This window comes from Pseudomonas sp. 18173, assembly GCF_050432945.1.
In the GTDB taxonomy this organism is placed as follows: Bacteria; Pseudomonadota; Gammaproteobacteria; order Pseudomonadales; family Pseudomonadaceae; genus Aquipseudomonas.
In genome coordinates this window covers 78,300-98,471 of sequence record NZ_JBKFTN010000025.1, presented here as the reverse complement: position 1 = coordinate 98,471, position 20,172 = coordinate 78,300, and the positions used below count along the sequence as shown (strand labels likewise).

General features: G+C 58.2%; 22 protein-coding genes. 11 read left to right on the top strand and 11 right to left on the bottom strand.

Annotation, left to right across the window (positions count from 1 at the left end):
* Positions 1–221 precede the first annotated feature (221 nt).
* The 9 genes from ACLD1X_RS24305 (at position 222) to ACLD1X_RS24265 (ending at position 8,098) form a co-directional block, all read left to right on the top strand.
* Entirely contained in the window at positions 222–1,151 is a 930-nt protein-coding gene (locus ACLD1X_RS24305) for a LysR substrate-binding domain-containing protein (RefSeq protein WP_429372029.1), read from the top strand.
* 649 nt (positions 1,152–1,800) lie between these two features.
* Positions 1,801–2,295: a hydroxyquinol 1,2-dioxygenase gene (locus tag ACLD1X_RS24300; RefSeq protein ID WP_429372027.1), complete on the top strand. Its 495-nt coding sequence runs from the start codon at positions 1,801–1,803 to the stop codon at positions 2,293–2,295.
* A gap of 47 nt (positions 2,296–2,342) precedes the next feature.
* Positions 2,343–3,362, top strand: coding sequence for a hydroxyquinol 1,2-dioxygenase (locus ACLD1X_RS24295; RefSeq protein ID WP_429372025.1), 1,020 nt, complete (start codon positions 2,343–2,345; stop codon positions 3,360–3,362).
* A 93-nt stretch (positions 3,363–3,455) separates the two neighbouring features.
* On the top strand, positions 3,456–4,919 hold the full coding sequence (locus ACLD1X_RS24290; protein WP_429372023.1) for an aldehyde dehydrogenase family protein: 1,464 nt from the start codon (positions 3,456–3,458) through the stop codon (positions 4,917–4,919).
* 8 nt (positions 4,920–4,927) lie between these two features.
* Positions 4,928–5,995, top strand: coding sequence for a maleylacetate reductase (locus ACLD1X_RS24285; RefSeq protein ID WP_429372021.1), 1,068 nt, complete (start codon positions 4,928–4,930; stop codon positions 5,993–5,995).
* Positions 5,996–6,032: 37 nt separating this feature from the next.
* On the top strand, positions 6,033–6,905 hold the full coding sequence (locus ACLD1X_RS24280) for a dioxygenase (RefSeq protein ID WP_429372019.1): 873 nt from the start codon (positions 6,033–6,035) through the stop codon (positions 6,903–6,905).
* A gap of 3 nt (positions 6,906–6,908) precedes the next feature.
* Positions 6,909–7,226 (top strand): YciI family protein, encoded by a 318-nt coding sequence (locus ACLD1X_RS24275; RefSeq protein ID WP_429372017.1) that lies wholly within the window; start codon positions 6,909–6,911, stop codon positions 7,224–7,226.
* Complete coding sequence (locus tag ACLD1X_RS24270) at positions 7,223–7,576, top strand: Rieske (2Fe-2S) protein (RefSeq protein ID WP_429372015.1); 354 nt, start codon at positions 7,223–7,225, stop codon at positions 7,574–7,576. The genes ACLD1X_RS24275 and ACLD1X_RS24270 overlap by 4 nt, the downstream gene beginning before the upstream one ends.
* A 66-nt stretch (positions 7,577–7,642) precedes the next feature.
* A complete protein-coding gene (locus tag ACLD1X_RS24265) occupies positions 7,643–8,098 on the top strand; it encodes a hypothetical protein (RefSeq protein WP_429372013.1) in 456 nt (151 codons plus the stop codon).
* Between the two features lie 516 nt (positions 8,099–8,614).
* Here ACLD1X_RS24265 and ACLD1X_RS24260 read toward each other — a convergent pair.
* From ACLD1X_RS24260 to ACLD1X_RS24215, 10 genes are all read right to left on the bottom strand, one after another.
* The gene (locus ACLD1X_RS24260) at positions 8,615–9,115 is read right to left on the bottom strand and encodes an outer membrane beta-barrel protein (protein WP_429372011.1); all 501 of its coding nucleotides are present in this window, start codon (positions 9,113–9,115) and stop codon (positions 8,615–8,617) included.
* A 70-nt stretch (positions 9,116–9,185) separates the two neighbouring features.
* Complete coding sequence (locus ACLD1X_RS24255; RefSeq protein ID WP_429372009.1) at positions 9,186–10,781, bottom strand: EAL domain-containing protein; 1,596 nt, start codon at positions 10,779–10,781, stop codon at positions 9,186–9,188.
* Positions 10,782–11,016: 235 nt separating this feature from the next.
* Positions 11,017–11,997, bottom strand: coding sequence for a helix-turn-helix domain-containing protein (locus tag ACLD1X_RS24250; RefSeq protein WP_429372007.1), 981 nt, complete (start codon positions 11,995–11,997; stop codon positions 11,017–11,019).
* Between the two features lie 61 nt (positions 11,998–12,058).
* The gene (locus ACLD1X_RS24245) at positions 12,059–12,391 is read right to left on the bottom strand and encodes a hypothetical protein (RefSeq protein WP_429372005.1); all 333 of its coding nucleotides are present in this window, start codon (positions 12,389–12,391) and stop codon (positions 12,059–12,061) included.
* A 165-nt stretch (positions 12,392–12,556) separates the two neighbouring features.
* Positions 12,557–12,847 carry a hypothetical protein gene (locus ACLD1X_RS24240; RefSeq protein WP_429372042.1) on the bottom strand — a complete coding sequence of 97 codons (291 nt, stop codon included), beginning with the start codon at positions 12,845–12,847 and terminating at the stop codon, positions 12,557–12,559.
* A gap of 191 nt (positions 12,848–13,038) precedes the next feature.
* On the bottom strand, positions 13,039–13,521 hold the full coding sequence (locus ACLD1X_RS24235; RefSeq protein WP_429372003.1) for a hypothetical protein: 483 nt from the start codon (positions 13,519–13,521) through the stop codon (positions 13,039–13,041).
* Positions 13,518–14,339: a winged helix-turn-helix domain-containing protein gene (locus ACLD1X_RS24230; protein WP_429372001.1), complete on the bottom strand. Its 822-nt coding sequence runs from the start codon at positions 14,337–14,339 to the stop codon at positions 13,518–13,520. Before ACLD1X_RS24230 ends, ACLD1X_RS24235 begins: the two co-directional genes overlap by 4 nt.
* 658 nt (positions 14,340–14,997) lie before the next feature.
* Positions 14,998–15,339, bottom strand: a complete 342-nt coding sequence (locus ACLD1X_RS24225) for a hypothetical protein (RefSeq protein ID WP_429371999.1) — start codon at positions 15,337–15,339, stop codon at positions 14,998–15,000.
* A gap of 87 nt (positions 15,340–15,426) precedes the next feature.
* Entirely contained in the window at positions 15,427–15,888 is a 462-nt protein-coding gene (locus ACLD1X_RS24220; RefSeq protein WP_429372040.1) for a hypothetical protein, read from the bottom strand.
* Positions 15,889–16,046: 158 nt separating this feature from the next.
* Positions 16,047–16,727 carry a DUF3313 domain-containing protein gene (locus tag ACLD1X_RS24215; RefSeq protein ID WP_429371997.1) on the bottom strand — a complete coding sequence of 227 codons (681 nt, stop codon included), beginning with the start codon at positions 16,725–16,727 and terminating at the stop codon, positions 16,047–16,049.
* Between the two features lie 345 nt (positions 16,728–17,072).
* Here ACLD1X_RS24215 and ACLD1X_RS24210 point away from each other — a divergent pair, with 345 nt between their 5' ends.
* A complete protein-coding gene (locus tag ACLD1X_RS24210; RefSeq protein ID WP_429371995.1) occupies positions 17,073–17,465 on the top strand; it encodes a GFA family protein in 393 nt (130 codons plus the stop codon).
* 20 nt (positions 17,466–17,485) lie between these two features.
* On the opposite strand, the gene ACLD1X_RS24205 is transcribed toward ACLD1X_RS24210, so the two are convergent.
* Positions 17,486–18,490, bottom strand: a complete 1,005-nt coding sequence (locus ACLD1X_RS24205) for an amidohydrolase family protein (RefSeq protein WP_429371993.1) — start codon at positions 18,488–18,490, stop codon at positions 17,486–17,488.
* Between the two features lie 330 nt (positions 18,491–18,820).
* On the opposite strand from ACLD1X_RS24205, the gene ACLD1X_RS24200 reads away from it, so the two are divergent.
* Complete coding sequence (locus ACLD1X_RS24200; RefSeq protein WP_429371991.1) at positions 18,821–20,158, top strand: MFS transporter; 1,338 nt, start codon at positions 18,821–18,823, stop codon at positions 20,156–20,158.
* Positions 20,159–20,172: the final 14 nt, after the last annotated feature.

The following is a 20,172-nucleotide window of genomic DNA, read 5'->3' as shown; positions in this document are numbered from 1 at the left end:
TGGGATTACTTGACCAGTTCAGCTTGCTCGCGATGGTCGTCAACGATTGCGCGTGACTACTGACGAAACGCGGCGCTCTTGAGTCCATCGCCAGCAAGCTCGCTCCTACAGAGTTGAGCATGAGCGCGGTGTCAGGTTTTCTCCCGGTCTGTGGAGTGCGAGGTGCCAACCGACTAACCTCGTTGTTCATATAAGAACAAAAGCCTCCAGAGAACCTGCCCATGGATCGTTTACTCAGTGTCGAAGCCTTTGTGCGGGTTGCCGAAACCGGCAATTTCGCCAAGGCGGCCCAGCAACTGGGCGTGACCCGCTCGGTGATCACCCACCGTATCCAGCAACTGGAACAGTTCATCAACGCGCCGCTGTTTCATCGCAGCACCCGGCATGTGCGGCTGTCCGAAGTGGGTGAGACCTACTACAAGGAATGCGCAGACATGGTCGCGGGCTTCAACTCGCTGACCGAGCACATGCGCGAGCTGCGGGCCAAACCCACCGGCAAGCTGCGGGTGCAGATGTTGCCGGGGTTTGCCATCGGTCACTTTGGCCGCATGCTGGCCGAGTTCACCCGACTGTATCCGGACATCGAGGTCGACGTGATCGTTAATGACCGCGTGGTGGACCCCATCGAAGAAGGCTTCGATGTGGCGTTCCAGATGTTCCCGCCCATGGCCGAAACCCTGATCGAGCGCAAGCTGTTCAGCGTGCGCCGATTGTTCTGCATGTCGCCCGATTACGCTGACGAGTTCGGTGTACCGACCCATCCCCAGGAGTTGCTGCAGCACAAGATCGCCTTGTATGAAGGTTATCCGTCGCGCAACCGCTGGATCTTCACCCGTGAGGACGAGCAAGTGGAGCTGAGCCTGCCGGGTCAGGTGCGTTCGAACTCGGTGCATTTACTGCGAGATTACGCGCAGACCGGAGTGTGCATTGTCTGCCTGCCGACCCTGGTGGCCAGCGATGACCTGCTCAGCGGCCGATTGATTCCGGTGTTGCCGGAATATGCCTTGTCCTCTTTCAACTTTTCCGCGGTGTATCCCGCCACCCAGCGCCGGGCCTTGAAAGTCCGTACGTTGATCGACTTTCTGGTGGACAACTTCGGTGAAGAGCCGTGTTGGGACAAGCCCTTGCTGGAGCGTGGCTGGGTTCGCTGAGCCTGAATACACCCCAACCTTGCAGGAGCGAGCCTGCTTGCGAAGGCTTTGTGTCTGGCGACGGTTTTTTGTGTACATATCCGTTTTTGCGGTAACGGCGGCTTATGGTTCCGCCCTGACGGCGGGTCACTTTGGAAAAGCCCCAAAGTAACCAAAGGGCTCTTGCCCCTGACGTTCGGCCTCTCGAGGGGGCAAGANTGGCGACGGTTTTTTGTGTACATATCCGTTTTTGCGGTAACGGCGGCTTATGGTTCCGCCCTGACGGCGGGTCACTTTGGAAAAGCCCCAAAGTAACCAAAGGGCTCTTGCCCCTGACGTTCGGCCTCTCGAGGGGGCAAGAAGATCAAAAGCCAAAGCCAAAGCGAGGCGGCCTGACAGCCGACCTGACCACAATTGAACGCGTTCCCCCTGTAGGAGCGAGCTTGCTCGCGAAAAACGTCTGAACAACGCGATCATTCAGACAGCCCGCGTTAACGTTGACGACCATCGTCGGAACGCCGCCCGGAGCAGGCTCGCTCCTACAGGGAGTGAGGTGACGCCAGTGTTTGCGTTTCGCAAACACTGTTGTCGCCAGCTCTCTAATTGTCCCCGCCAGGACTCGGACGTACTGTTGGCTCACTGTTACTACAACAACAAAACGGTGAAAACCATGAGTAGCGCTGCAATCGAAACGGTCTTCGGCTCGCTGGACAACTACACCAAAGGGTCGGTTGAAATCATCAGCGGCCAGGCCAGTCACTACGCCTTTTCCAACATTTTCGAAGTGGCCGATCTTTCCAGCCCTTACGAAAAGGTCGTGGTCGGTTACAACCTCGGCTACGTCGTGGAAACCCTGCGCGCCGAAGGTCAGTCGCCCTGGTACACCGCAGCACACGACGAGTTCGCCATCGTCATGGACGGTGAAGTGCGCGTGGACTTCCTCAAGCTCGATGCGCCATTGAAGGCCGGCGAGGGCACTCACCTGGCCGGTGAAGTGCCGGCGGGCAAACCGATGGGCTACGTCCTGCTCAAGCGCGGCCATCAATGCCTGTTGCCGGTCGGCAGCGCCTATCGCTTCGAGGCTAGCCGCCCGGGTGTGATCCTGCAGCAGACCATCAAAGGCCCGTTGTCGGTCGAGAAGTGGGCAGACATCTGCTTCAAGTGATCTGCCCAGCCCGACCGCCCACCCACAACAACAAGAGGAATCCCGCCATGGCCATGCTTGAAACCGCTGCCGAAACCGCCCACTTTGCCGACGATGAAATCCAGGCCAGCGCCCCCCACGCCATCACTGGCTACCGCTCATTCAAACTCGGCGCCTTCGAACTGTCGCGCGACGAGTATTTCGCCCGCATCACCTGGCCGGCCAAAGGCCAGACCCGCTCGCACCTGATCCCGGTCGACGCCTTCCTGCGCGCCATGATGCGCGATGTCGCCTGGGGCTTTTTCTATGGCTGGGTCAACTTTGACCACGTCATCGGCACCCGCAACTACTACGGCAAGGTCGACCTGTACGCCGGCACCTTCAACGGCACGCTCAAGGCGGCCGGGGTCAATTACACCGAAAACTTCGAAACACCGCTGATCATGGCCACCTTCAAGGCCATCCTGCGGGACTGGACCAATGCCACCTTCGACCCCTTTGCCGCACCGGAAGAAACCGGCAGCGCATTCGGCCGCAAGAACGGCGACAACATCGAAGCCATCGAGCGCTCCCGCATCGCCACCAAACGCATGCCGGGCCTGAAGGGTGACTCGCCGCTGCGCGACGACCTGCCGGTCAACCGCCAGTTCATCGACGTGCCGCAGGACGAACCGGAAGTTCATGCCGCCGAAGGCTTCGAAGGCGAACTGCATGCCTTCAACCTGTTCAAGTACCTGTCGCGCTCCGACGTGACCTGGAACCCGTCGGTGACCTCGGTGTGCAAGGCCAGCCTGTTCTGCCCGACTACCGAGGAATTCATCCTGCCGGTGTTCCACGGCAACGACCGTATCGAGTGGTTCTTGCAAATGTCCGACGAAATCATCTGGGACGTCGGCGACAAGGACGACGGCAATCCCCGCGCGCGCATCACCATGCGTGCCGGCGACATCTGCGCGATGCCCGCGGACATCCGTCACCAGGGCTACTCGACCAAACGCTCGATGCTGATGGTCTGGGAAAACGCCACGCCGAACCTGCCGCAGCGCTACGAAAGCGGTGAACTCAAGCCGTATCCGATCGAGTTCTAGGATTTCGTGTCCGGCGCGGCCTCGCGCCGGGCAACGCGCTCAGGAATCACTTCAGCAAACACTGCGCCAGCCGCGCGGTGCGAGGAAACCATTATGCAAAATCAGCTCTATATCGATGGCCGCTTCGTGGACGCCGTCGCTGGCGCCACCATTGATGTGGTGTCGCCCCACGACGGTTCGTTGATCACCCGCATCGCCGCCGCCGAAGCCGCCGACATCGACCTGGCCGTTGCCGCCGCCAAGCGTGCCTTCCCGGCCTGGTCGGCCCTGGGGGCCGCAGAGCGCGGGCGCCTGTTGCTCAAACTGGCGGACCGGATCGAAGAATGCAGCGAGGAACTGGCGCAGCTCGAATCCCTCAATACCGGGCACCCGCTCCGTGACTCCCGCGGCCTCGACGTGCCGCGCACAGCGGCGTGCTTTCGTTATTTCGGCGGCATGGCCGACAAGATCGAAGGCTCGGTGATTCCGGTGGAAGTGGGGTTCCTCAACTATGTGCAACGCAAGCCGATTGGCGTGGTGGGGCAGATCGTGCCGTGGAACTTCCCGTTGATGTTCACCAGCTGGAAAATGGGCCCGGCGCTGGCGGCGGGTAACACCATCGTGATCAAGCCTTCGGAAATCACCCCGTTGTCGACCTTGCGCATTGTCGAGCTGATGACGGAAGTCGGCTTCCCCAAGGGCGTGGTCAACGTGGTGCCGGGCTACGGCCATACCGCCGGACAAGCGCTGGCCGAACACCTCGATGTGGGCAAGATTGCCTTTACCGGTTCGACCGCCACCGGGCGTCGTATCGTCGAAGCTTCCCAAAGCAACCTCAAGCGCATCCAGCTGGAACTGGGCGGCAAGGGCGCCAATATCGTGTTCGAGGACGCCAACCTGGAAGCGGCGGTCAACGGCGCGGCCTGGGCGATCTTTCACAACCAGGGCCAGGCCTGCATCGCAGGCTCGCGACTGATCCTGCACAAAGACATCGCCGACCGGTTCCTGGAGCGTTTTATCGCCCTGGCCAAGTCCATCCGCCTGGGCGATCCGTTGGACCCGGCAACTGAAATGGGCCCGCTGACCTCGGCGCTGCACCGCGACCGTGTGCTGGCATACATCGACATTGCCATCGAGCAGGGGGGCAAGGTCCTGGCCGGCGGCAAGGCACCGGACGACAAGGCGTTGGCCAATGGATTTTATGTCGAGCCGACGGTGGTCGAGGCCAAGCCCGGTGACCGCGTTTGCCAGGAGGAAGTCTTCGGCCCGTTCGTGACCGTGGTGCGTTTCAGCACCGATGAAGAAGCCCTGGCCATCGCCAACGACTCCGAATACGGACTGGGCAGCGGCCTGTGGACGCAGAACCTGAGCCGCGCACACAAAATCGCCGACGCGATTCACGCCGGCATGTGCTGGATCAACTGCTACAAACGGGTCAATCCGGGCAGTCCGTTTGGCGGTGTCGGCCAATCCGGTTACGGTCGGGAAATGGGTTTTGAAGCGATCCACGATTACACCGAAGCCCGTTCGGTCTGGGTCAATGTCGACGCCAACATCCCGCCGTACTACAAACGCTGAGGCCTGCCATGAATCCATTCGTATACCAAAGCCTGCCGACCCGCGTGGTGTTCGGCTGGGGCAAGCTCTCGGCGCTGGCGGAAGAAATCGAGCGCTTGGGCGCCCGCCGCGCGCTGATCCTGACGACGCCGGAACAACACGGGCTCGGCGAGCAGGTCGCCGCGTTGCTCGGTGATCGTGCGGCCGGGGTCTATCCCAAAGCCGTGATGCACGTTCCGCTGGAAGTGGCGCAGGCGGCGCGCATCGAGGCGGCGCGGCTGGACGCTGATTGCTGCGTGGCCATTGGCGGTGGCTCGACCATCGGCCTGGGCAAGGCGATCGCGATGGATTCCGGCCTGCCGATCGTGGCGGTGCCGACTACCTACGCCGGTTCCGAGATGACGCCGATCTACGGGCTGACCGAAAACCGCCTGAAGAAAACCGGGCGGGATCCCAAGGTCCTGCCCAGGACCGTGATCTACGACCCGCAATTGACCCTGACCCTGCCATCGCAGATATCGGCCTGTTCGGGCATGAACGCCATGGCTCACGCGGTCGAGGCCCTGTACGCCCAGGACGCCAACCCGATCATCGGTTTCATGGCTGAAGAGTCGATTCGCTCGCTAGCGCAGGCGTTACCAGGTGTGGTCAGCAATCCCGATGACCCCGAGGCGCGCAGCCAGGCGCTGTACGGTGCGTGGCTGGCGGGCATTTGCCTGGGCTCGGTCGGCATGGCCTTGCACCACAAGCTCTGCCATACCTTGGGCGGCACGTTCAATTTGCCCCATGCCCAGGCGCACGCCATCGTCTTGCCCCACGCCGCGCATTACAACCGCGAAGCGGCAGCGGGGCCCTTGCAACGGGCTGCACGCGCGTTGGGTGGGAGTGAGGCGAGCGAGGTCGGTGCCTTGTTGTACGCACTGAACCGGAAACTGGGTATTCCACTGGCATTGGCGGACATTGGCTTCCCGGCAAACGGCCCGGCGCAAGCTGCGCAAATCGCCTGCGCCAGTCCTTACTACAACCCACGGCCGTTTGAACAAGGTCCGATTGAGGCGTTGTTGAACCGTGCCCTGACAGGTCAGGCCCCAGCCTGATCTGCCAGCCACTCTTATCCTCGTCGGAATAACAACAATGACCGATAAAGACAAAGCCATGGAATCACTGATCTCCCAACAGGCAGTGAACAGCTTCAACGACGCGCCCAACGCGCGTTATAAACAGATCATGCAAAGCCTGGTGCGTCACCTGCATGCGTTCGTCAGCGAGGTCGAAGTGACCGAAGAGGAGTGGTTCGAAGGCATTGGTTTTCTGACCGACACCGGGCACAAGTGCGATGGCCTGGTGCGCCAGGAATTCATTCTGCTGTCGGACACCCTGGGCATTTCGATGCTGGTCGATGCGATCAACCATCGGCACAGCGCAACAGCCACCGAAACGACGGTGTTCGGGCCGTTCTACATCCAAGGCATGCCCGAGCGCGAGTTCGGCGAAAACATGGCCTTCACGCCGGGCGAGCCGGCGCTGGTGCGCGGACGCGTGGTCGATATTCACGGCAATGCACTGGCCGGTGCGGTGCTGGACGTGTGGCAGACCGCCGAAAACGGCATGTATTCCGGACAGGACACCGAACAGCCTTTCGGCAACTTGCGCGGGCGTTATCGCACCGATGCGGATGGCTGCTTTGCGATTCGCACGATTGTCCCGGTGGCCTACCCGATACCGACCGATGGCCCGGTGGGGCGCATGCTCGATGCCGCCAACCGTCATGCGTGGCGACCCGCGCACCTGCATTTCATGATTGAGGTGCCGGGTTATCGCAAGCTGGTCACGCACCTGTTCAATCACGATGATCCGTATCTGCAATCCGATGCCGTGTTTGGGGTGAAGCAGTCGTTGCAGGTGATCTATGAAGACCTGAACACACACGACGATGTGTCTGCCAGGCTAGGTATGGAAGTGCCGTTCAAGCGTGCGTGTTATGAATTTGTCATGGAATCAGCGTGAATCATGGCCCAGTTCTTTGCGGTTTTCGCCACTGACCATCCGGACTCGCAGGCTTTGCGTCAGCGTCTGCGGCCCAGTCACCAGGCGCATTTGCGTGCCACCGGGGACCACAGGGTGGTTGTGCGGCTCGGTGGTCCCATCCTCGATGATGCCGGCACGGCTATGAATGGTACGTTGCTGGTCATCGAGGCGGGCAGCCTGCCGGAGGTGGAAGCGTTCATGCAGGACGATCCCTACGTGCAGGCGGGCCTGTTCGCCAACATCCACATTCACCCCTGGCACTGGAGCCTGGGCAACCCGGAACTGCGCGGTTTTCCATGACCACCATTACCTTGTGCCAACTCGACGACATTACCGACGGCGGGGCGTTGGGGCTGCCGCATCACCGTCAGTTGCATCCCGCCGGGCTGGTGGCGGTGCGCCAGGGCGAACAGGTGTGGGTGTACGTCAACCGCTGTCCGCATTTTTCGGTGCCGCTGGACTTCAATCCGCAGCAATTCTGTATCTACCGCGGCAACGTCCTGATGTGTGCCCATCACAGCGCAATGTTTCGTTTTGCCGATGGACACTGCATCGACGGCCCGTGTAAAGGCGCGCAACTGGAGGCCGTACCGGTGCGTTGGGTCGACCGCCGACTGGTGATGGAGACCGATTTCACCGTCGGTCAGTAACCGGGTGGTTGACGAGGGCTGATCTAAACTCCTTTGGGTGTGAACCACGGTCATCCGGAGGACTTCATGAAAAGGTTGTCACCCATCACTCTGTGCCTTGCCTTGTCGGTTTTCAGTGCCCCGGGATGGGCGCAAACGGTGGTGCCGATGAAAGGGCAGAGTTCGCAACAAACCCAGGCCGACATCAACGAATGCAACAGCATCGCCGCCAGCCAAGGTGCCTCGACGGCTTCCACGCCTTCCGGCGGGAGGGTCAAGGGCGCTGCGGTCGGGGCCGCTGCCGGGGCGACAGCGGCCCAGGTGCGCGGCAATCAGCACGACGAGGTTTATGATCGCGTCGACGATAGCAGGAAGCAGGACTATCGCCAGAACCGCGCCAAGGAGACGGCGGCGGCCGGCGCCGTGGTCGGTGCTTCACGTCAGCGCCAGGAACGCCGGGAGCAATCGAAGACCACCCAGGCGAACACTGCGACGGCCTACACCAGTTGTTTGCAGGGTAAGGGGTATCAGGTCAACCCTTGAATCGGGTACAGATATCACTGTGTTAGCTAGCCGACGGTCTTTGTTGACTGCGTACATATCCGTTTTTTTGGTAATGGCGGCCGGCGGTTTCGCCCTTACGGCGAGTCACTTTTTTACAAGCGCCTAAAAAAAGTAAGCAAAAAAACACTCGGGTATGACTCACCCACATAGGTAACAAAGCAGTTCAAGCACATGGGTAACAGTTTTTAACTGGCACGGGTCGATTCCGAGGATCTGACCATGCCGTGGCGAGAGCTGAAACCTATGGACCTGAAAGTGATGTTCATTGCCGACTATCTGTCCGGTCGACTCAACTTCAGCCAACTCTGTGCGGCGTACAGATCATGTCGCCGCACTATCTGGGCGATCCGCAGCAAGAGAAATGGGGACCCAGGGACAAGTGGTACCCGGCACCCGCACAGGAGCACAAGGAATCATGATTGCGAGAGGAGGGGAGTTCGCACCTTGGCGACGAGTGCGTGGAGCGACCGGAACGGCCGCTCGGTTGCAGCGGGGTTAAAACAGAATATAGGCGGAGGCGGTGGTCTGATTCAGGTCGATCTCGCCGACCTCCAGGACTTCGTATTCAGCGCGCAGGCCGATGTTGCGAAAGACATCGACCTCCAGGCCGAGACCGTAGGTCAGGTCAACCCCGGTATCGTCGTCGGTGGCATTGCCGTCGGCGTCCCAGGCGTGAGCGCCGAGGCTGCCGTATACCCGCAACCGATCGCCTATCGGAAAGCCGACATGGGCGGCAGCCTGGGCCGACTTGCCTTCGAAATCGACTTTCCCGTCCTTGAATTGACCAAGATCGACGTAGGCACCCTCGAAGGCCAGGTAGCTATTGACGCGGTACCCTGCATAAACCTTGTAGCTGGTGTCGTCGTCATCCAGTCTGGATTCGTCGGTCTGGATGCTGCTTACGCCAGCTCCAAGATATAAACCCTTGTCATCGGCGAGCGCCTGGAAAGACAGCAGCGATAGCAGTGAGGCGAAGCCAAGGTTTCGAAGTAGCATCTGTAGTGGAGTCCTTGTACAGGTTTGTCAGGTGTTAGGGTTCGGCGTGCATTTGAGGGTCCATGAGGCGCTAATAGAAATCATTGATTGATATTTTCGAGTCGTAGGGCGGGATGTTTGCCGGACATTGAAAGTAGCGTCTTGCCAACGCCTGAATAGGCAGCGGCTTGGAGAACAACCAGCCTTGTGCCAAGAGCACACCTTCCGAAACCAGATGCGGCAGTTGCTCCTGAGTCTCGACACCCTCGGCAACCACCTTGAGTCTTAGTGATCTGGACAGCTGCGCAATGTGTCGCCACATGGCATCCTTGGCCGCGATCTTGTCGTCGGCGATGAACGAGCGATCTATTTTCAGAATATCGAAAGGCACCGAATCCAGGAGCGAGAGGTTGGAATAACCGATACCGAAGTCGTCCACGGCAATGCGATGGCCGCACGCACGAAGCCGGCGCAGTTGCATGGCCGCCGGCTTCTGGTCGAGCAAGGTCCTTTCGGTGATTTCAAACGTCATGGCGTGCGCTGGCATGGAATAGGTTGCCAGCACGCTGGCCACAAAGTCCGGAAAGGTCGGGTCCTGAATATCCTGGGCGGAAATATTGACCGTAATGTAGAAGTCCTTGCACGCCCAAAGATAAGTGCTGTAATCCTCCGCCACTTGTCGAATCACCGAACGGGTAAGTTGGCGGATCAGGTCGGACTTTTCCGCCACCGCAATGAAAACGTCCGCGGGCACAGGTTTGCCGTTGACGCTCCAGCGTGAAAGCGATTCGGCGCCAACCAGATAACCCGTGGTCAAGTTGACGATAGGTTGATAGTGGACACCCAGCGTGTTGGCTTTGATGGCGTTGCGAAGTCGCACGGCAGTGGAGGTGTAATGCCGTCGGATAGACCTTGCGAGCAAAAGCAGCGCTGCGAATACGCACGCAAGGCCAATGAATAATTTGAATTTGAGAACTGTCAGGTAGCTCAACGGCAGTGAAATGACGGCGATCAGTTCATTTCGGTTGCCGGCAAAGGCAATGAGGACCTTGTCTGCAGTGGTAACGAGCTCCTCAAGGTGGAACGGCTTCTGCGTCGTCAGGGGCCTGGGGCCCGTAGAGGCGATGGGCTCAGCGCCGCCGGGGCCGATGAGGTCCAGTTGCAAGTCCTCGGGAAGCTTCAGGTTGTCGAGCAGGATCTTCTTGTTTACCCAGACGTAGGTTGACTGTTCCGACACAATGATAAAGTCGGTGTCCGCGGAAACGGCGTGGCTGCTATCGACCCAATAGGTTCGCTTTCCAACGGAGAACTTGCGCCTGGCGTTATCGGTCAGTATCGACGGGAGTTCCTGTCCGTAGGAGGAACAGATCTTGCCATTCGATAGCTGGATGGCGGCCTGATCAACGAATCGCAGGTTTTTGACCAGGTCGGCCAGTCGGGAAAATTGCTCGCCGGAGCATTCCTGGCCCGAACGATCAAGACCGCCGAGGGCTCCCAGCACCTTGTCGATCTGCGCATTGGGCTCCACTTGAGCAGCGCGCAGATCGGCATAGAGGTTATTCAACTTGCGTGCAATGAATGGCTCTGCCAGTAACCCGGCACAGAGCCATGCGGCCCAGCCCACTGCTGCAATCAGGCATACAGTGACTGCGTGCCTTCCAGGTAATGCTTTATATAAGGCAGCCATCGAAAAACCCCGAGGTATTATTGTGTCACTGCGCACCTTGTAGTCGTGGATTAAACGTCTTCAGTACCAGTCAATAACCCAGGCCAACAGAATGCCGCTGGCGTAGACGGTAATGCACAGGATGATCTTCTGCTTGAGCGGCAGCGTATTAATTCGATGTTGCATGCTTATCTCCTTGAGCGGGCAAATAAGCAATTGTGGGTATCCATGCCTGGTAAAACGTAATTATTAATCGTTATTTGCAGGGTTGTGATGAAAACCCGGCAACGATCCGGTTGTGAGCGGATGAGGTCGTGTTCCTCGGCCTGGCTGAACTGCGTCTGGCTGTTTCTGACGGAGTTTCTCCGTAAGCCATCTGATACGCCCTGGAAAACCGACCCAGATGATGAAAGTTCCAGAACATGGCGGTTTCTGTCACGGTCGGCCAGGTTTTATTTATCAGGTCGCGACGGGCACTGGCGAGTCGCAAGTTTCTGATATAAGCGATTGGCGACATCCCGAACGTTTCAATAAAGCCAAAGTGCAAAGTACGGGTTGTGGTTTCAAGTTGCCTCACGAGTGATTTGATAGTGAGCGTTTTTTTTGTGTTTTCATGAATGTATTCTATGGCCTCTATCGCCACCTTTCTTCTTGTCGGCACTTTACGGCTGAAGCCGCCCGCAGGCGTCAATGCCTGCAATAGAGAGACAAGTAGCGAATCCGAGTCATTGGTCTCGACACTGGAAGTGCTGATGGCTTGAATGGCAGATCGAATGAATTGAAAATTTTCAGCCTGGAAACTGTGGTCTGTTCTGTTTGCAAGTATATCCATGACCGAGTGACGTTGGCGGCATTGGTCATAATGCTCCAGTGTGGTGGTCAGGGTGAAAAGTGTTTCATTCGGTTCGCAGGTGTAATGCACCGATTCATTGCTGTGCAGTACGATGACTTCATTGGGTCGCAGTTTGTGATTGTTTACGACCGGTCGACCAATCGGGGCCTGTGAGATGGCGAATGTTACGCATCCGGCCGGGACAGCGCTGACCAGGGTGATGGATGAGTCGAACTCAAGACGACTGCACTGGAGTTCGGGACTGTGAAAGAGCTTATGTTGGCGAATGTGCGCCTCTTGTTCGGTCGGAACAAGGCTCATTTCCCATTTGCCTATCGTTCTATTCAGTTGGCTTGGCAAGGCAGAGGACAAATGAAAGATTTCATCGGGCGGTGCGATACTCATGAAATTGAAAGCTCATCTGTTGATTGATTAGGGTCAGGCAATGACTGTCCGTGCAGCGATGTCAGAGCCCCCGGATCAGTTCCAGTTCCGCCGAAAATGCGTACTTGCTGTCCGGCGCAGAGTCGTTCAGGCGTTGAATGTTGCGTGGGTCAACCTGCGCACTGAAGATTCTCGATTGGGGTTTCATCGGGTCAATGGCTGCAGCCGAAAATGAATGAAAGTCGTCAATGCGATAACCCGTTTTTACCTGATAGCCAGTTTTCACAGCATTAAGAGCCTTCTTGTTGGTTTCGGCACACGTCAACTTTGCACTGTAGACGCCCTTGTCGTCGGCCATGGCCTTGAGTGAAAGCAATAAACCAAACGACACGGTGACGAAGTTTTTCAGTAGCATCGAGGCGATTTCCTTATTAGCAGTTTACTCAGGCAGAACGTCGCTACAGCTGCAGCCCTGCCACGGGTTGGTCTGCAAATAATCACACCCGGATTGCGCCTGCCAAAATCAAAAACTCATATTTGTCAGGTCGTCAGAAGGCGCCAGTCACCGCTGGCGTTGGCCTCAGAGCACGATGCGCGAGTTGGCGTAACGGGTGCCGGTATCACCTTGTGGGGGGGCCGAGAGAGGGAAATCATTGTCCTCCTCGTCGGTGTGATATTCATTCTCGGTTTGAATTTTCAGGTGTGACAGCTTCTCGCTGTCATCCGGGCTTGTTTCGATTTCATAATATTCAATAGTCGTGCTTTCGACGGCGTGTTCGTCGTGCGCTTGCGAATAGAGTGGCATGGCAGACAAAAACAGAACCGCCAGGAATCCGAAAGTCGGCGATTTACTGGTCCGCAGGAAATGCATTGCTTTCACTTGATTCCCCTGTATAGGCATTGTCCGGAATGAGAATCAAGCGGGCTCGATTCCACAGATTATCGGCGAGGGATTTTTTGCGGGGGCGCGAACTGATTCAAATCAATAACCGTTATTTTGCCCGCTAGATTCATTGACATGAATCCGCGCCAGGCCGGTGTTGAGTCGGTGCGGGAGGTCGATCAATGGTTCATGCAGCGCAAACGGCCAAGTTCATGCAGGTAAAAACACACGGCGTTCTTGTCCTGTGTTGGAATCAACTCGTAATTGAGAATGGCGCCTTCCTGCAAGACGTATTGGCGTCTGAAGAACAGGTCGGGGGTTTTTTCAATGGCAAACAGTTCGTTGTCCTGGCTGAGTTTGACGTTCCTGACTTGAATCTGCACGTGCGTCTTGTTTTCTCCGATGATATTCGCCGAAATGGTCGCATTGCGGATTTGTCCATTCAGGCTTTCCAGCGTGGTTCCAGTCAGTCGACCATGCCCGATGGTGAGGTATTCTTCGGTATTGAGCTGGTTGAGATCTTCCAGCCATTGCCGGGTTTTTGTTTGATAGCTGGTGTTTTCCATGTAGTGCGAAGGAGAATAAAAAAACGAGAAAATGCACAGCGCATTGATCAGGGCAATAATCGGCCAGTGAACGAATTGCGGGATTTCAAACTTCATAAGGTGACTTCCAGGCATTGGCGAATCATCAAGGCAAGGTCTCTTTCACTGCTGTTCAATTGCAGGTTTGCCGTGCTTAGATCCGGGCGAATGCACGAAACGGAATAGTTGGTTTTGTACAGGTTGATCCAGACCTGACCTTTCAGGCTTGGCGGTAACTGTTCAGCTTGTTTGGCCGACAGTTGCATTAGCGCTTGTGCCTCTGCCAGGTCATTGCCTACGGCGTGAATGACCAATCCATTCCTGTCGACGCTGGACACTTCAATTTTTGGCGCGTCGAAATCGAACTGAAAAACAGTAAAGGCAACGACAGCCAGCGTAACGATGTAAGCGAACAGTTGGGCCTTTGTAATACCGATGGCTTTTGCGGTTTTAACGGGTGCCGTTGGCGGCACATCACTACCCGGTGGCGGCAGTTGCCCTGCGTCGGGAGCGGGTGGCTGCGCAGTTTCCTCCACGGCAACTGGTACATCTGCTGCAGCATCGATTACACAGTGCCGGTTGAAGCAATATCCTCTGCGCGGAACTGTCATCAGAATCTCGTGATCCCGACTGTCATTGAGAATATTGCGCAGCGAGAAAACGGTTTGATTCAAACTACCGGAGGCAACCACGCGGTCATTCCAGGTGTAGTCGATGATTTCGTCGCGGCTTTTGGTGACACCTGGCTCCATGAGCAGCAGGTCCAGCAAGCGTGATTCGGCTCTGCCTAGCGTTGAATTCTGTACATCTCCATGGGGTGTTGTAATGCAAAGCACGGCGCTGTCTGGGTCGAATACTGCCACAGCGCCATTTTTCAACTTGAAGGTGTGGCTCATAGAAAACTTCCGTTCAGGCGATACAGGCCTGAGTATAGGGGCCGGAGTTGGCTCGGTACATTCTGGTCTTGGAGGCGAACGAAGATGAGGGCCAAGCGGAAGGTGCACAGTATGTCGCATTCAAAATGCAGGAGTGGCTCGTATCAGAGGCGTGCCGTGCGGCCAACAGCCAAGGTCTCGAGTGGCATCGGTTGAATCAAACAAAGGAAAAGCATTGCTGGATGACCCATGGTTTGTTGATTTGGACAGCCTGAATGATGCTTGGAATGGACGCTCTGCGCTATCCGAAAACTGCAAGCTCGGGCAGGTGGATTTACACCTGGCCAAGGTCTGGATGGACCGGATTCGTTGTCCAGACAGGGCATTGGACGCTACCTGAGCGGGTCGGGATTTATCACAATTCAAATCAATGATTGTTTTTTGTGCGCGTGTCCAACTGCAAATTATTTTTGATTCCAATTAGCTTTGTGCCTGGCTCGATCCAGTTTTAAATGGTTCTCGAGGAGCGTTGATACACATCGCGTTCAGGGTTCGTCTGTCGTGACGTCAACGTTCCTCACCTCTCGTTCAACGGCCTTTGCCCCGCGTCCTTTCATGAGGGGCGCGGGGTTTTTTTCGGGCTGTGCAAACACTTGGGCCGGCAAGTCGCCGGCAGGCGCTACAGGCATTCCTGTGCGGTACGTTCGAAGCTCGATGGCTTGAAGGTCGAGGCCAGCAACTGGCGCTCGTAGAGATACACATTGCCTCCTTCCTCTGCTCTATGGGTTTCCAGCACGGTGTCTACGGCCACTTTGCTCGGAACGACAACCCGGTAGCTGCGTTCGCTCCCGGACACCAGGGGGCTCATCTTTTTGTCCTTCAGCTTCGGCAGGAGGCAGTCAACATACTGCTCGGGCGATTTGTCCGTTTGCATCGTTGAAGTCGGATTGTTCGGCGAGGTTGCACAGCCGGCCAGCAGCCAGCAAGCGAACATCACGACAGGAGCACATACAAGGCGCATGGGTGGAGTCCTCAGGTTCAATTCGGTTGGGTTCGTTGAATCGTGGTCAGGAAGGTCGGTTGACGCTTCAGGTCAACGCGACGCCGCTCAAGGCAGAACGTCGTAACCACGTTGTTGCAGGCAACTGCTATAGACCGAGTTGTTGGCGGTGGTGCTTTGCTCGCTCGCCTCCAGGTTCTGCCGGCGCGCCTGGCGTTGTCTGGAAGCGCCTACGACAGCGCCCGCCGCCGCGGCACTGCGTGCCTGGTTCTGGCGATAGTCCTGTTTGATGTCGTCGTCGATCTGGTCATAGACGATTTCATGTTGGCGGCCGCGAACCTCGGCTGCGGTGGCCCCGGCTACCGCGGCGGTTGCGGCGCCTTTTACCCGGCCACCGGAAGGCACGGTGCCTTGTACCGGATGTTGCGCGTTGGCCTGGGATTGGCAGGCACTGGTGTCCTGCTGGATGGTCTGGGAAGTCTGACCTTTGAGGGGAACCACCGTCGCCGCCAGGGCGCTGGTGCTGAGCATCACCATCAGGACCGCTAAGGGATGGACCAGTATTTTCATCATGGAGTCTCACGTCAGGTGTCGGCACGGCTGACGGTTCGGCGCAGGGAAAAGCGGCGTGGCGCCACTTTGAAACCCCATGCCGGTGTGCTTGCCATGCCTTGCAGTGCCGGTGGACGGCAGGCACATCCACGTTTGCGATGGGGTTTGCCTGGGTGTCAATGCTTGAGGAGGAGGGCCTGCATATCGTCGGTCATGCCTTTGAGTGCAACTTTGAAGTCTTTGGCAACAACCGGCTGCTCGGCATTGTCGAGTGTCGCGCCGAACACCTTGCGAACGACCTTCGCGACTGGCAAACCGGTCTTGGAGTCGATCAGGTTGGCTTCGATGTACATCTCGGCAGTCTGGTCCCGATGCCCGGTGGCTGCTTGCGTTGCCCCGACAATGGCGCCGATCGGAACGGCCTCGTACCAGTGCATGCCTTCGTTATTGGCGCTGACGTGAGTGATCGCCGCTTGCAGGATCAGCGATCGCGAATTGGCTGGCGCCAGTTGCGGATAAGGGACGATTGCATAGCGGCGGGCGAAGGCGGTCTTGATGCTGTCGCTGGTCATCAATTGCAAGTCTTGCAGGGTCTTGAGGCTGACACGCGCGGTCGGCTTGGGTGCCGGGTACAGCTCCACCTGCCGGAACACTACTGTGGAGTAGGCGCGAGGGTCGAACCCCGGCGATACCCAGCGCAATACTTTCTGCTCACTCGGTGTAGTTTGCTCCTCCAGGCCCTGGTAATTGCCCAGGAAGCCCGAGTATTGCTCTTGCTGCGCCACTTTCGAGACGCAGCCGACCTGAAAGATACAGCTCAAAGCAATACCCGCAATCCATTTATTCGACATGCCCATGTATTTGGTTCTCAAGTGATGAAAATTGTCATTCGGGTTCCGGCCTGGCGCCAGGCATTGGTCTGGGTGCCTTGTGTTTCGGCACGGTACTCGCCAGTCGGTTACGCAAAGCAGGTGCTTGCACGCCGGCCAATGCGAGCCGAATGCTGCCTGTAGCAGCGCGTTAATCCGAATCAAAAACTCTCAAAAACTGTTAGACGCAGGGGCTGTGGGTGGCTGTGCCGGCCTGTACACCATCCGCAGCCTGACGACCTTGGGGGGCACGCCGAATCGACCTACAATTGGCAATCGTGCGATTGATCGGAATCGATCAACCTGACGCTGTGGTTTCAGAGGAGACACGGCATGGACCGATTCACCGGCGGTTGTTTGTGCGGCAAGGTGCGCCTGGTCGCGGCGGGGCGCCCGTTCCGGGTGGGCGTCTGTCATTGCCTCGACTGCCGCAAGCATCATGGGGCGCTGTTTCACGCCTCCGCGATATTTCATCAGGATGCCGTGACGATCGAGGGCGAAACACGTGACTACGCCGGGCGGCACTTCTGTCCGCACTGCGGTTCTTCCGTGTTCGCCCGCAGCGCAGACGAGATCGAAGTGAACCTCGGATCGCTGGATGCACCGGACCAGCTGACGCCAACCTACGAGAGCTGGGTTGTGCGTCGCGAAGCCTGGTTGCCGCCGTTTGCGCTCACACGACACTACGAGCGCGATCGGGATTCCACGGGGCGTTTTGAGGACTAGCGGGCAGTCTTGTCTTTGGATCAGGCGCTAAAGCCGAACAGGCGCTTTGGCGTCTCCCAAAGAATCTGCTGGCGGTCACTGGCATTCGGGAACATCTCGCCAAAGCTTGTCAGTACGGTACCCAACTCCATGTTTTGACGCGCGCGCAAGAACGGCCAGTCCGTGCCCCACATGCAGTTTTCGGCAGTGAACGCCCGCAAAAGTGCAAGCTGGTAGGGCTGGGCATCGGCATACGGGTAACTCTGCCTGGAGTATTGCGACAGCCCGGACAGTTTGACGAAGGTGCGGCCGTTGCCGGCCAGCGCCAGCAGTGCCTGGAAGGCCGGTTGTTGCAGGCCGGCACTGGCATCGGGCCGGCCGGAGTGGTCGATCAGCACGCGGGGACGCGTACGCTGCAGCAAGGGCAACAGTGCAAGCAGTTGATCGTCTTTCACCTGGACCTGGGCGAACAGGTCCAGCTCGGCCAGGCGTCCCATCAGGGCATCGACCTTCAGGAAACGCTCGGGCCCCAGCAGTGCGGCATTGAGCGCCACGCCGACGACACCCTGTGCCTTGTACTGCGCGAGCGTCTCGCTGGAAACATCGTTCGGCACCACGACGACACCCTTATGGCGGCCCTTGTTGCGAGCCAGCGTGTCCAGCAGACAGCTGTTGTCGTAGCCATAGGCGGAAGTCGGCTGCACGATCACTGAATGGCGAATGCCATAGGCCTGCATGACTTGTTCGTAATACGCCGCGGGGCCGATCTCGGGCCCTGCCGGCTGGTAGGTGGAATCAGCGGGATAGGGGTATTGGACGGGGTCGATCACATGATGGTGGCAATCGATCTTGGGTTGTGACAGCAGGCTCAGGAGCTGGGGATCCATGGTGGTGCCTGGCATTTGATGGGGGCCTTCCTTGCTATTGAGTGAAGCGGCCTGGCTCAGGATCGGCAGGCCTAGCGCGGTGCTGGCTGTGAGCACGACGGAGCTTTTCTTGAGCAGCGAGCGGCGGGAAAAACCGCTGTCATCGAGACGCGTGACCATGTTCAAACCCCCTGTTTTATTAGTATGTGCGGCTATCACCGCCACCGCCGTCAAGGCAGTGGTGTCGACCTTAAGGCAAGCGTTTCCCGAGCGTCGCCTGTGAACTCATTAAGCAGGTATCGCTTTTTCTTATCGGCATTCCCATACGACCGAGCAGCACGCCTCAAGTCACCCAATAAGGAAAACAGATACCTGCTTAAGGATTTCCCAGAGGCGGGGCAGGCACCTGTGGCTTTAAAGTCACCCTCAACGTTCGGTTGTCGGGCGGCCACCGGCCTGCGCCAAACCCCAAGCCGTTCGGCACTTCCATAAAAACAAGAAGGTGAAAACATGAGTCAGGAAACGGTCGACATCAAAGCGTGGATCGATAACCGTCCGGTTGCCGGGTACCAGTGGCTCATCATGAGCCTGTGTTTCTTCATTGTTCTTTTCGATGGCCTCGACGTGGCGGTCATGGGGTTTATCGCGCCTTCACTGATTCAGGAGTGGGGGTTGTCAAAAGCCGCATTCGGCCCGGTCATGAGCGCGGGCATGGTCGGGCTCGCCATTGGTGCGTTGACGGCCGGCCCTTACGCTGACCGCTTGGGACGCAAGAAAGTGCTGCTGTTTGCCGTGACCGGTTTCAGCGTGCTCAGCCTTGCCTGTGCATTCGCCCGCAACCCCTACGAACTCGCGGCCTTGCGGCTGTTGACCGGCGTGGCCCTGGGCGCCGCGATGCCGAACACCACCACGCTGCTGGCCGAATACCTGCCAGAGCGCAACCGCTCGCTGTTCATCACCATCATGTTCACCGGATTCAACATGGGCTCGGGGCTGGGCGGTCTGGTCGCCGCCTGGTTGATTCCCCTGCACGGCTGGCAATCGGTGTTGTTGGTCGGCGGCGTCCTGCCACTGGCGTTGCTGCCATTGCTGTGGTTGCTGTTGCCGGAGTCCGCGCGTTTCCTGGCGGCCCGCAATGCGCCTGCTGCGCAGATCGCCAACGTGCTGAACAAATTGGGTGGCACCTTTTCGGCCGCCACGAAATTCACCATGACCGAGCCTCAGGCACAGCATAAAGCGCCGGTGCGCATGCTGTTCACCGAGGGCTTGCGGTTCGGCACTGTCGCGCTGTGGCTGACCTACTTCATGGGCCTGCTGGTGATCTACCTGACCATGGGCTGGATGCCGACCCTGTTGCGCGAAGGCGGCCTGTCCATCGAACGGGCGGCGACCATCACCGGCCTGTTCCAGATCGGCGGTACGGTCGGCGCGATTGCGGTCGGCTGGGCCATGGACCGGCGCAATCCGAACAGGGTCATCGCCACGTCCTATGCCTTGGGCGGCATGTTTATCCTGCTGTTGGGGGCGTTCAGTCTGGAGTCGAGCCTGTTGGCGTTCGGTGTCGTCGCGGCAGGTTTTTGCATGAGCGGCGCGCAGACCGGACTCAACGCTTTCGCTCCCGGTTACTACCCGACCCATTGCCGCGCCACAGGCGTGAGCTGGATGCTGGGCATCGGTCGATTCGGCGCTATCTTTGGTTCTCTCATTGGTGGTGCGGTGCTCAGCCTCGGGTTGGGGTTGCCGTTGTTCTTCGCCCTGTTGAGCGCGCCGGCCTTCATCGCCGCCCTGGCGATCCTGGCCAACGGTCATGCACGGCGCCAGGGCAACCAGGCCTTGCTGACGCAATAATCTTCTTCAAACAA

Bases quoted from the DNA above. Each gene is read 5' to 3' on its own strand.
- ACLD1X_RS24225 (WP_429371999.1), bottom strand. From the start codon at position 15,339: ATGCGCCTTGTATGTGCTCCTGTCGTGATGTTCGCTTGCTGGCTGCTG.
- ACLD1X_RS24300 (WP_429372027.1), top strand. From the start codon at position 1,801: ATGAGTAGCGCTGCAATCGAAACGGTCTTCGGCTCGCTGGACAACTAC.
- ACLD1X_RS24245 (WP_429372005.1), bottom strand. From the start codon at position 12,391: ATGCTACTGAAAAACTTCGTCACCGTGTCGTTTGGTTTATTGCTTTCA.
- ACLD1X_RS24205 (WP_429371993.1), bottom strand. From the start codon at position 18,490: ATGGTCACGCGTCTCGATGACAGCGGTTTTTCCCGCCGCTCGCTGCTC.
- ACLD1X_RS24280 (WP_429372019.1), top strand. From the start codon at position 6,033: ATGACCGATAAAGACAAAGCCATGGAATCACTGATCTCCCAACAGGCA.
- ACLD1X_RS24290 (WP_429372023.1), top strand. From the start codon at position 3,456: ATGCAAAATCAGCTCTATATCGATGGCCGCTTCGTGGACGCCGTCGCT.
- ACLD1X_RS24210 (WP_429371995.1), top strand. From the start codon at position 17,073: ATGGACCGATTCACCGGCGGTTGTTTGTGCGGCAAGGTGCGCCTGGTC.
- ACLD1X_RS24230 (WP_429372001.1), bottom strand. From the start codon at position 14,339: ATGAGCCACACCTTCAAGTTGAAAAATGGCGCTGTGGCAGTATTCGAC.
- ACLD1X_RS24275 (WP_429372017.1), top strand. From the start codon at position 6,909: ATGGCCCAGTTCTTTGCGGTTTTCGCCACTGACCATCCGGACTCGCAG.
- ACLD1X_RS24255 (WP_429372009.1), bottom strand. From the start codon at position 10,781: ATGGCTGCCTTATATAAAGCATTACCTGGAAGGCACGCAGTCACTGTA.
- ACLD1X_RS24220 (WP_429372040.1), bottom strand. From the start codon at position 15,888: ATGAAAATACTGGTCCATCCCTTAGCGGTCCTGATGGTGATGCTCAGC.
- ACLD1X_RS24265 (WP_429372013.1), top strand. From the start codon at position 7,643: ATGAAAAGGTTGTCACCCATCACTCTGTGCCTTGCCTTGTCGGTTTTC.
- ACLD1X_RS24285 (WP_429372021.1), top strand. From the start codon at position 4,928: ATGAATCCATTCGTATACCAAAGCCTGCCGACCCGCGTGGTGTTCGGC.
- ACLD1X_RS24235 (WP_429372003.1), bottom strand. From the start codon at position 13,521: ATGAAGTTTGAAATCCCGCAATTCGTTCACTGGCCGATTATTGCCCTG.
- ACLD1X_RS24260 (WP_429372011.1), bottom strand. From the start codon at position 9,115: ATGCTACTTCGAAACCTTGGCTTCGCCTCACTGCTATCGCTGCTGTCT.
- ACLD1X_RS24200 (WP_429371991.1), top strand. From the start codon at position 18,821: ATGAGTCAGGAAACGGTCGACATCAAAGCGTGGATCGATAACCGTCCG.
- ACLD1X_RS24305 (WP_429372029.1), top strand. From the start codon at position 222: ATGGATCGTTTACTCAGTGTCGAAGCCTTTGTGCGGGTTGCCGAAACC.
- ACLD1X_RS24295 (WP_429372025.1), top strand. From the start codon at position 2,343: ATGGCCATGCTTGAAACCGCTGCCGAAACCGCCCACTTTGCCGACGAT.
- ACLD1X_RS24270 (WP_429372015.1), top strand. From the start codon at position 7,223: ATGACCACCATTACCTTGTGCCAACTCGACGACATTACCGACGGCGGG.
- ACLD1X_RS24240 (WP_429372042.1), bottom strand. From the start codon at position 12,847: ATGCATTTCCTGCGGACCAGTAAATCGCCGACTTTCGGATTCCTGGCG.
- ACLD1X_RS24215 (WP_429371997.1), bottom strand. From the start codon at position 16,727: ATGGGCATGTCGAATAAATGGATTGCGGGTATTGCTTTGAGCTGTATC.
- ACLD1X_RS24250 (WP_429372007.1), bottom strand. From the start codon at position 11,997: ATGAGTATCGCACCGCCCGATGAAATCTTTCATTTGTCCTCTGCCTTG.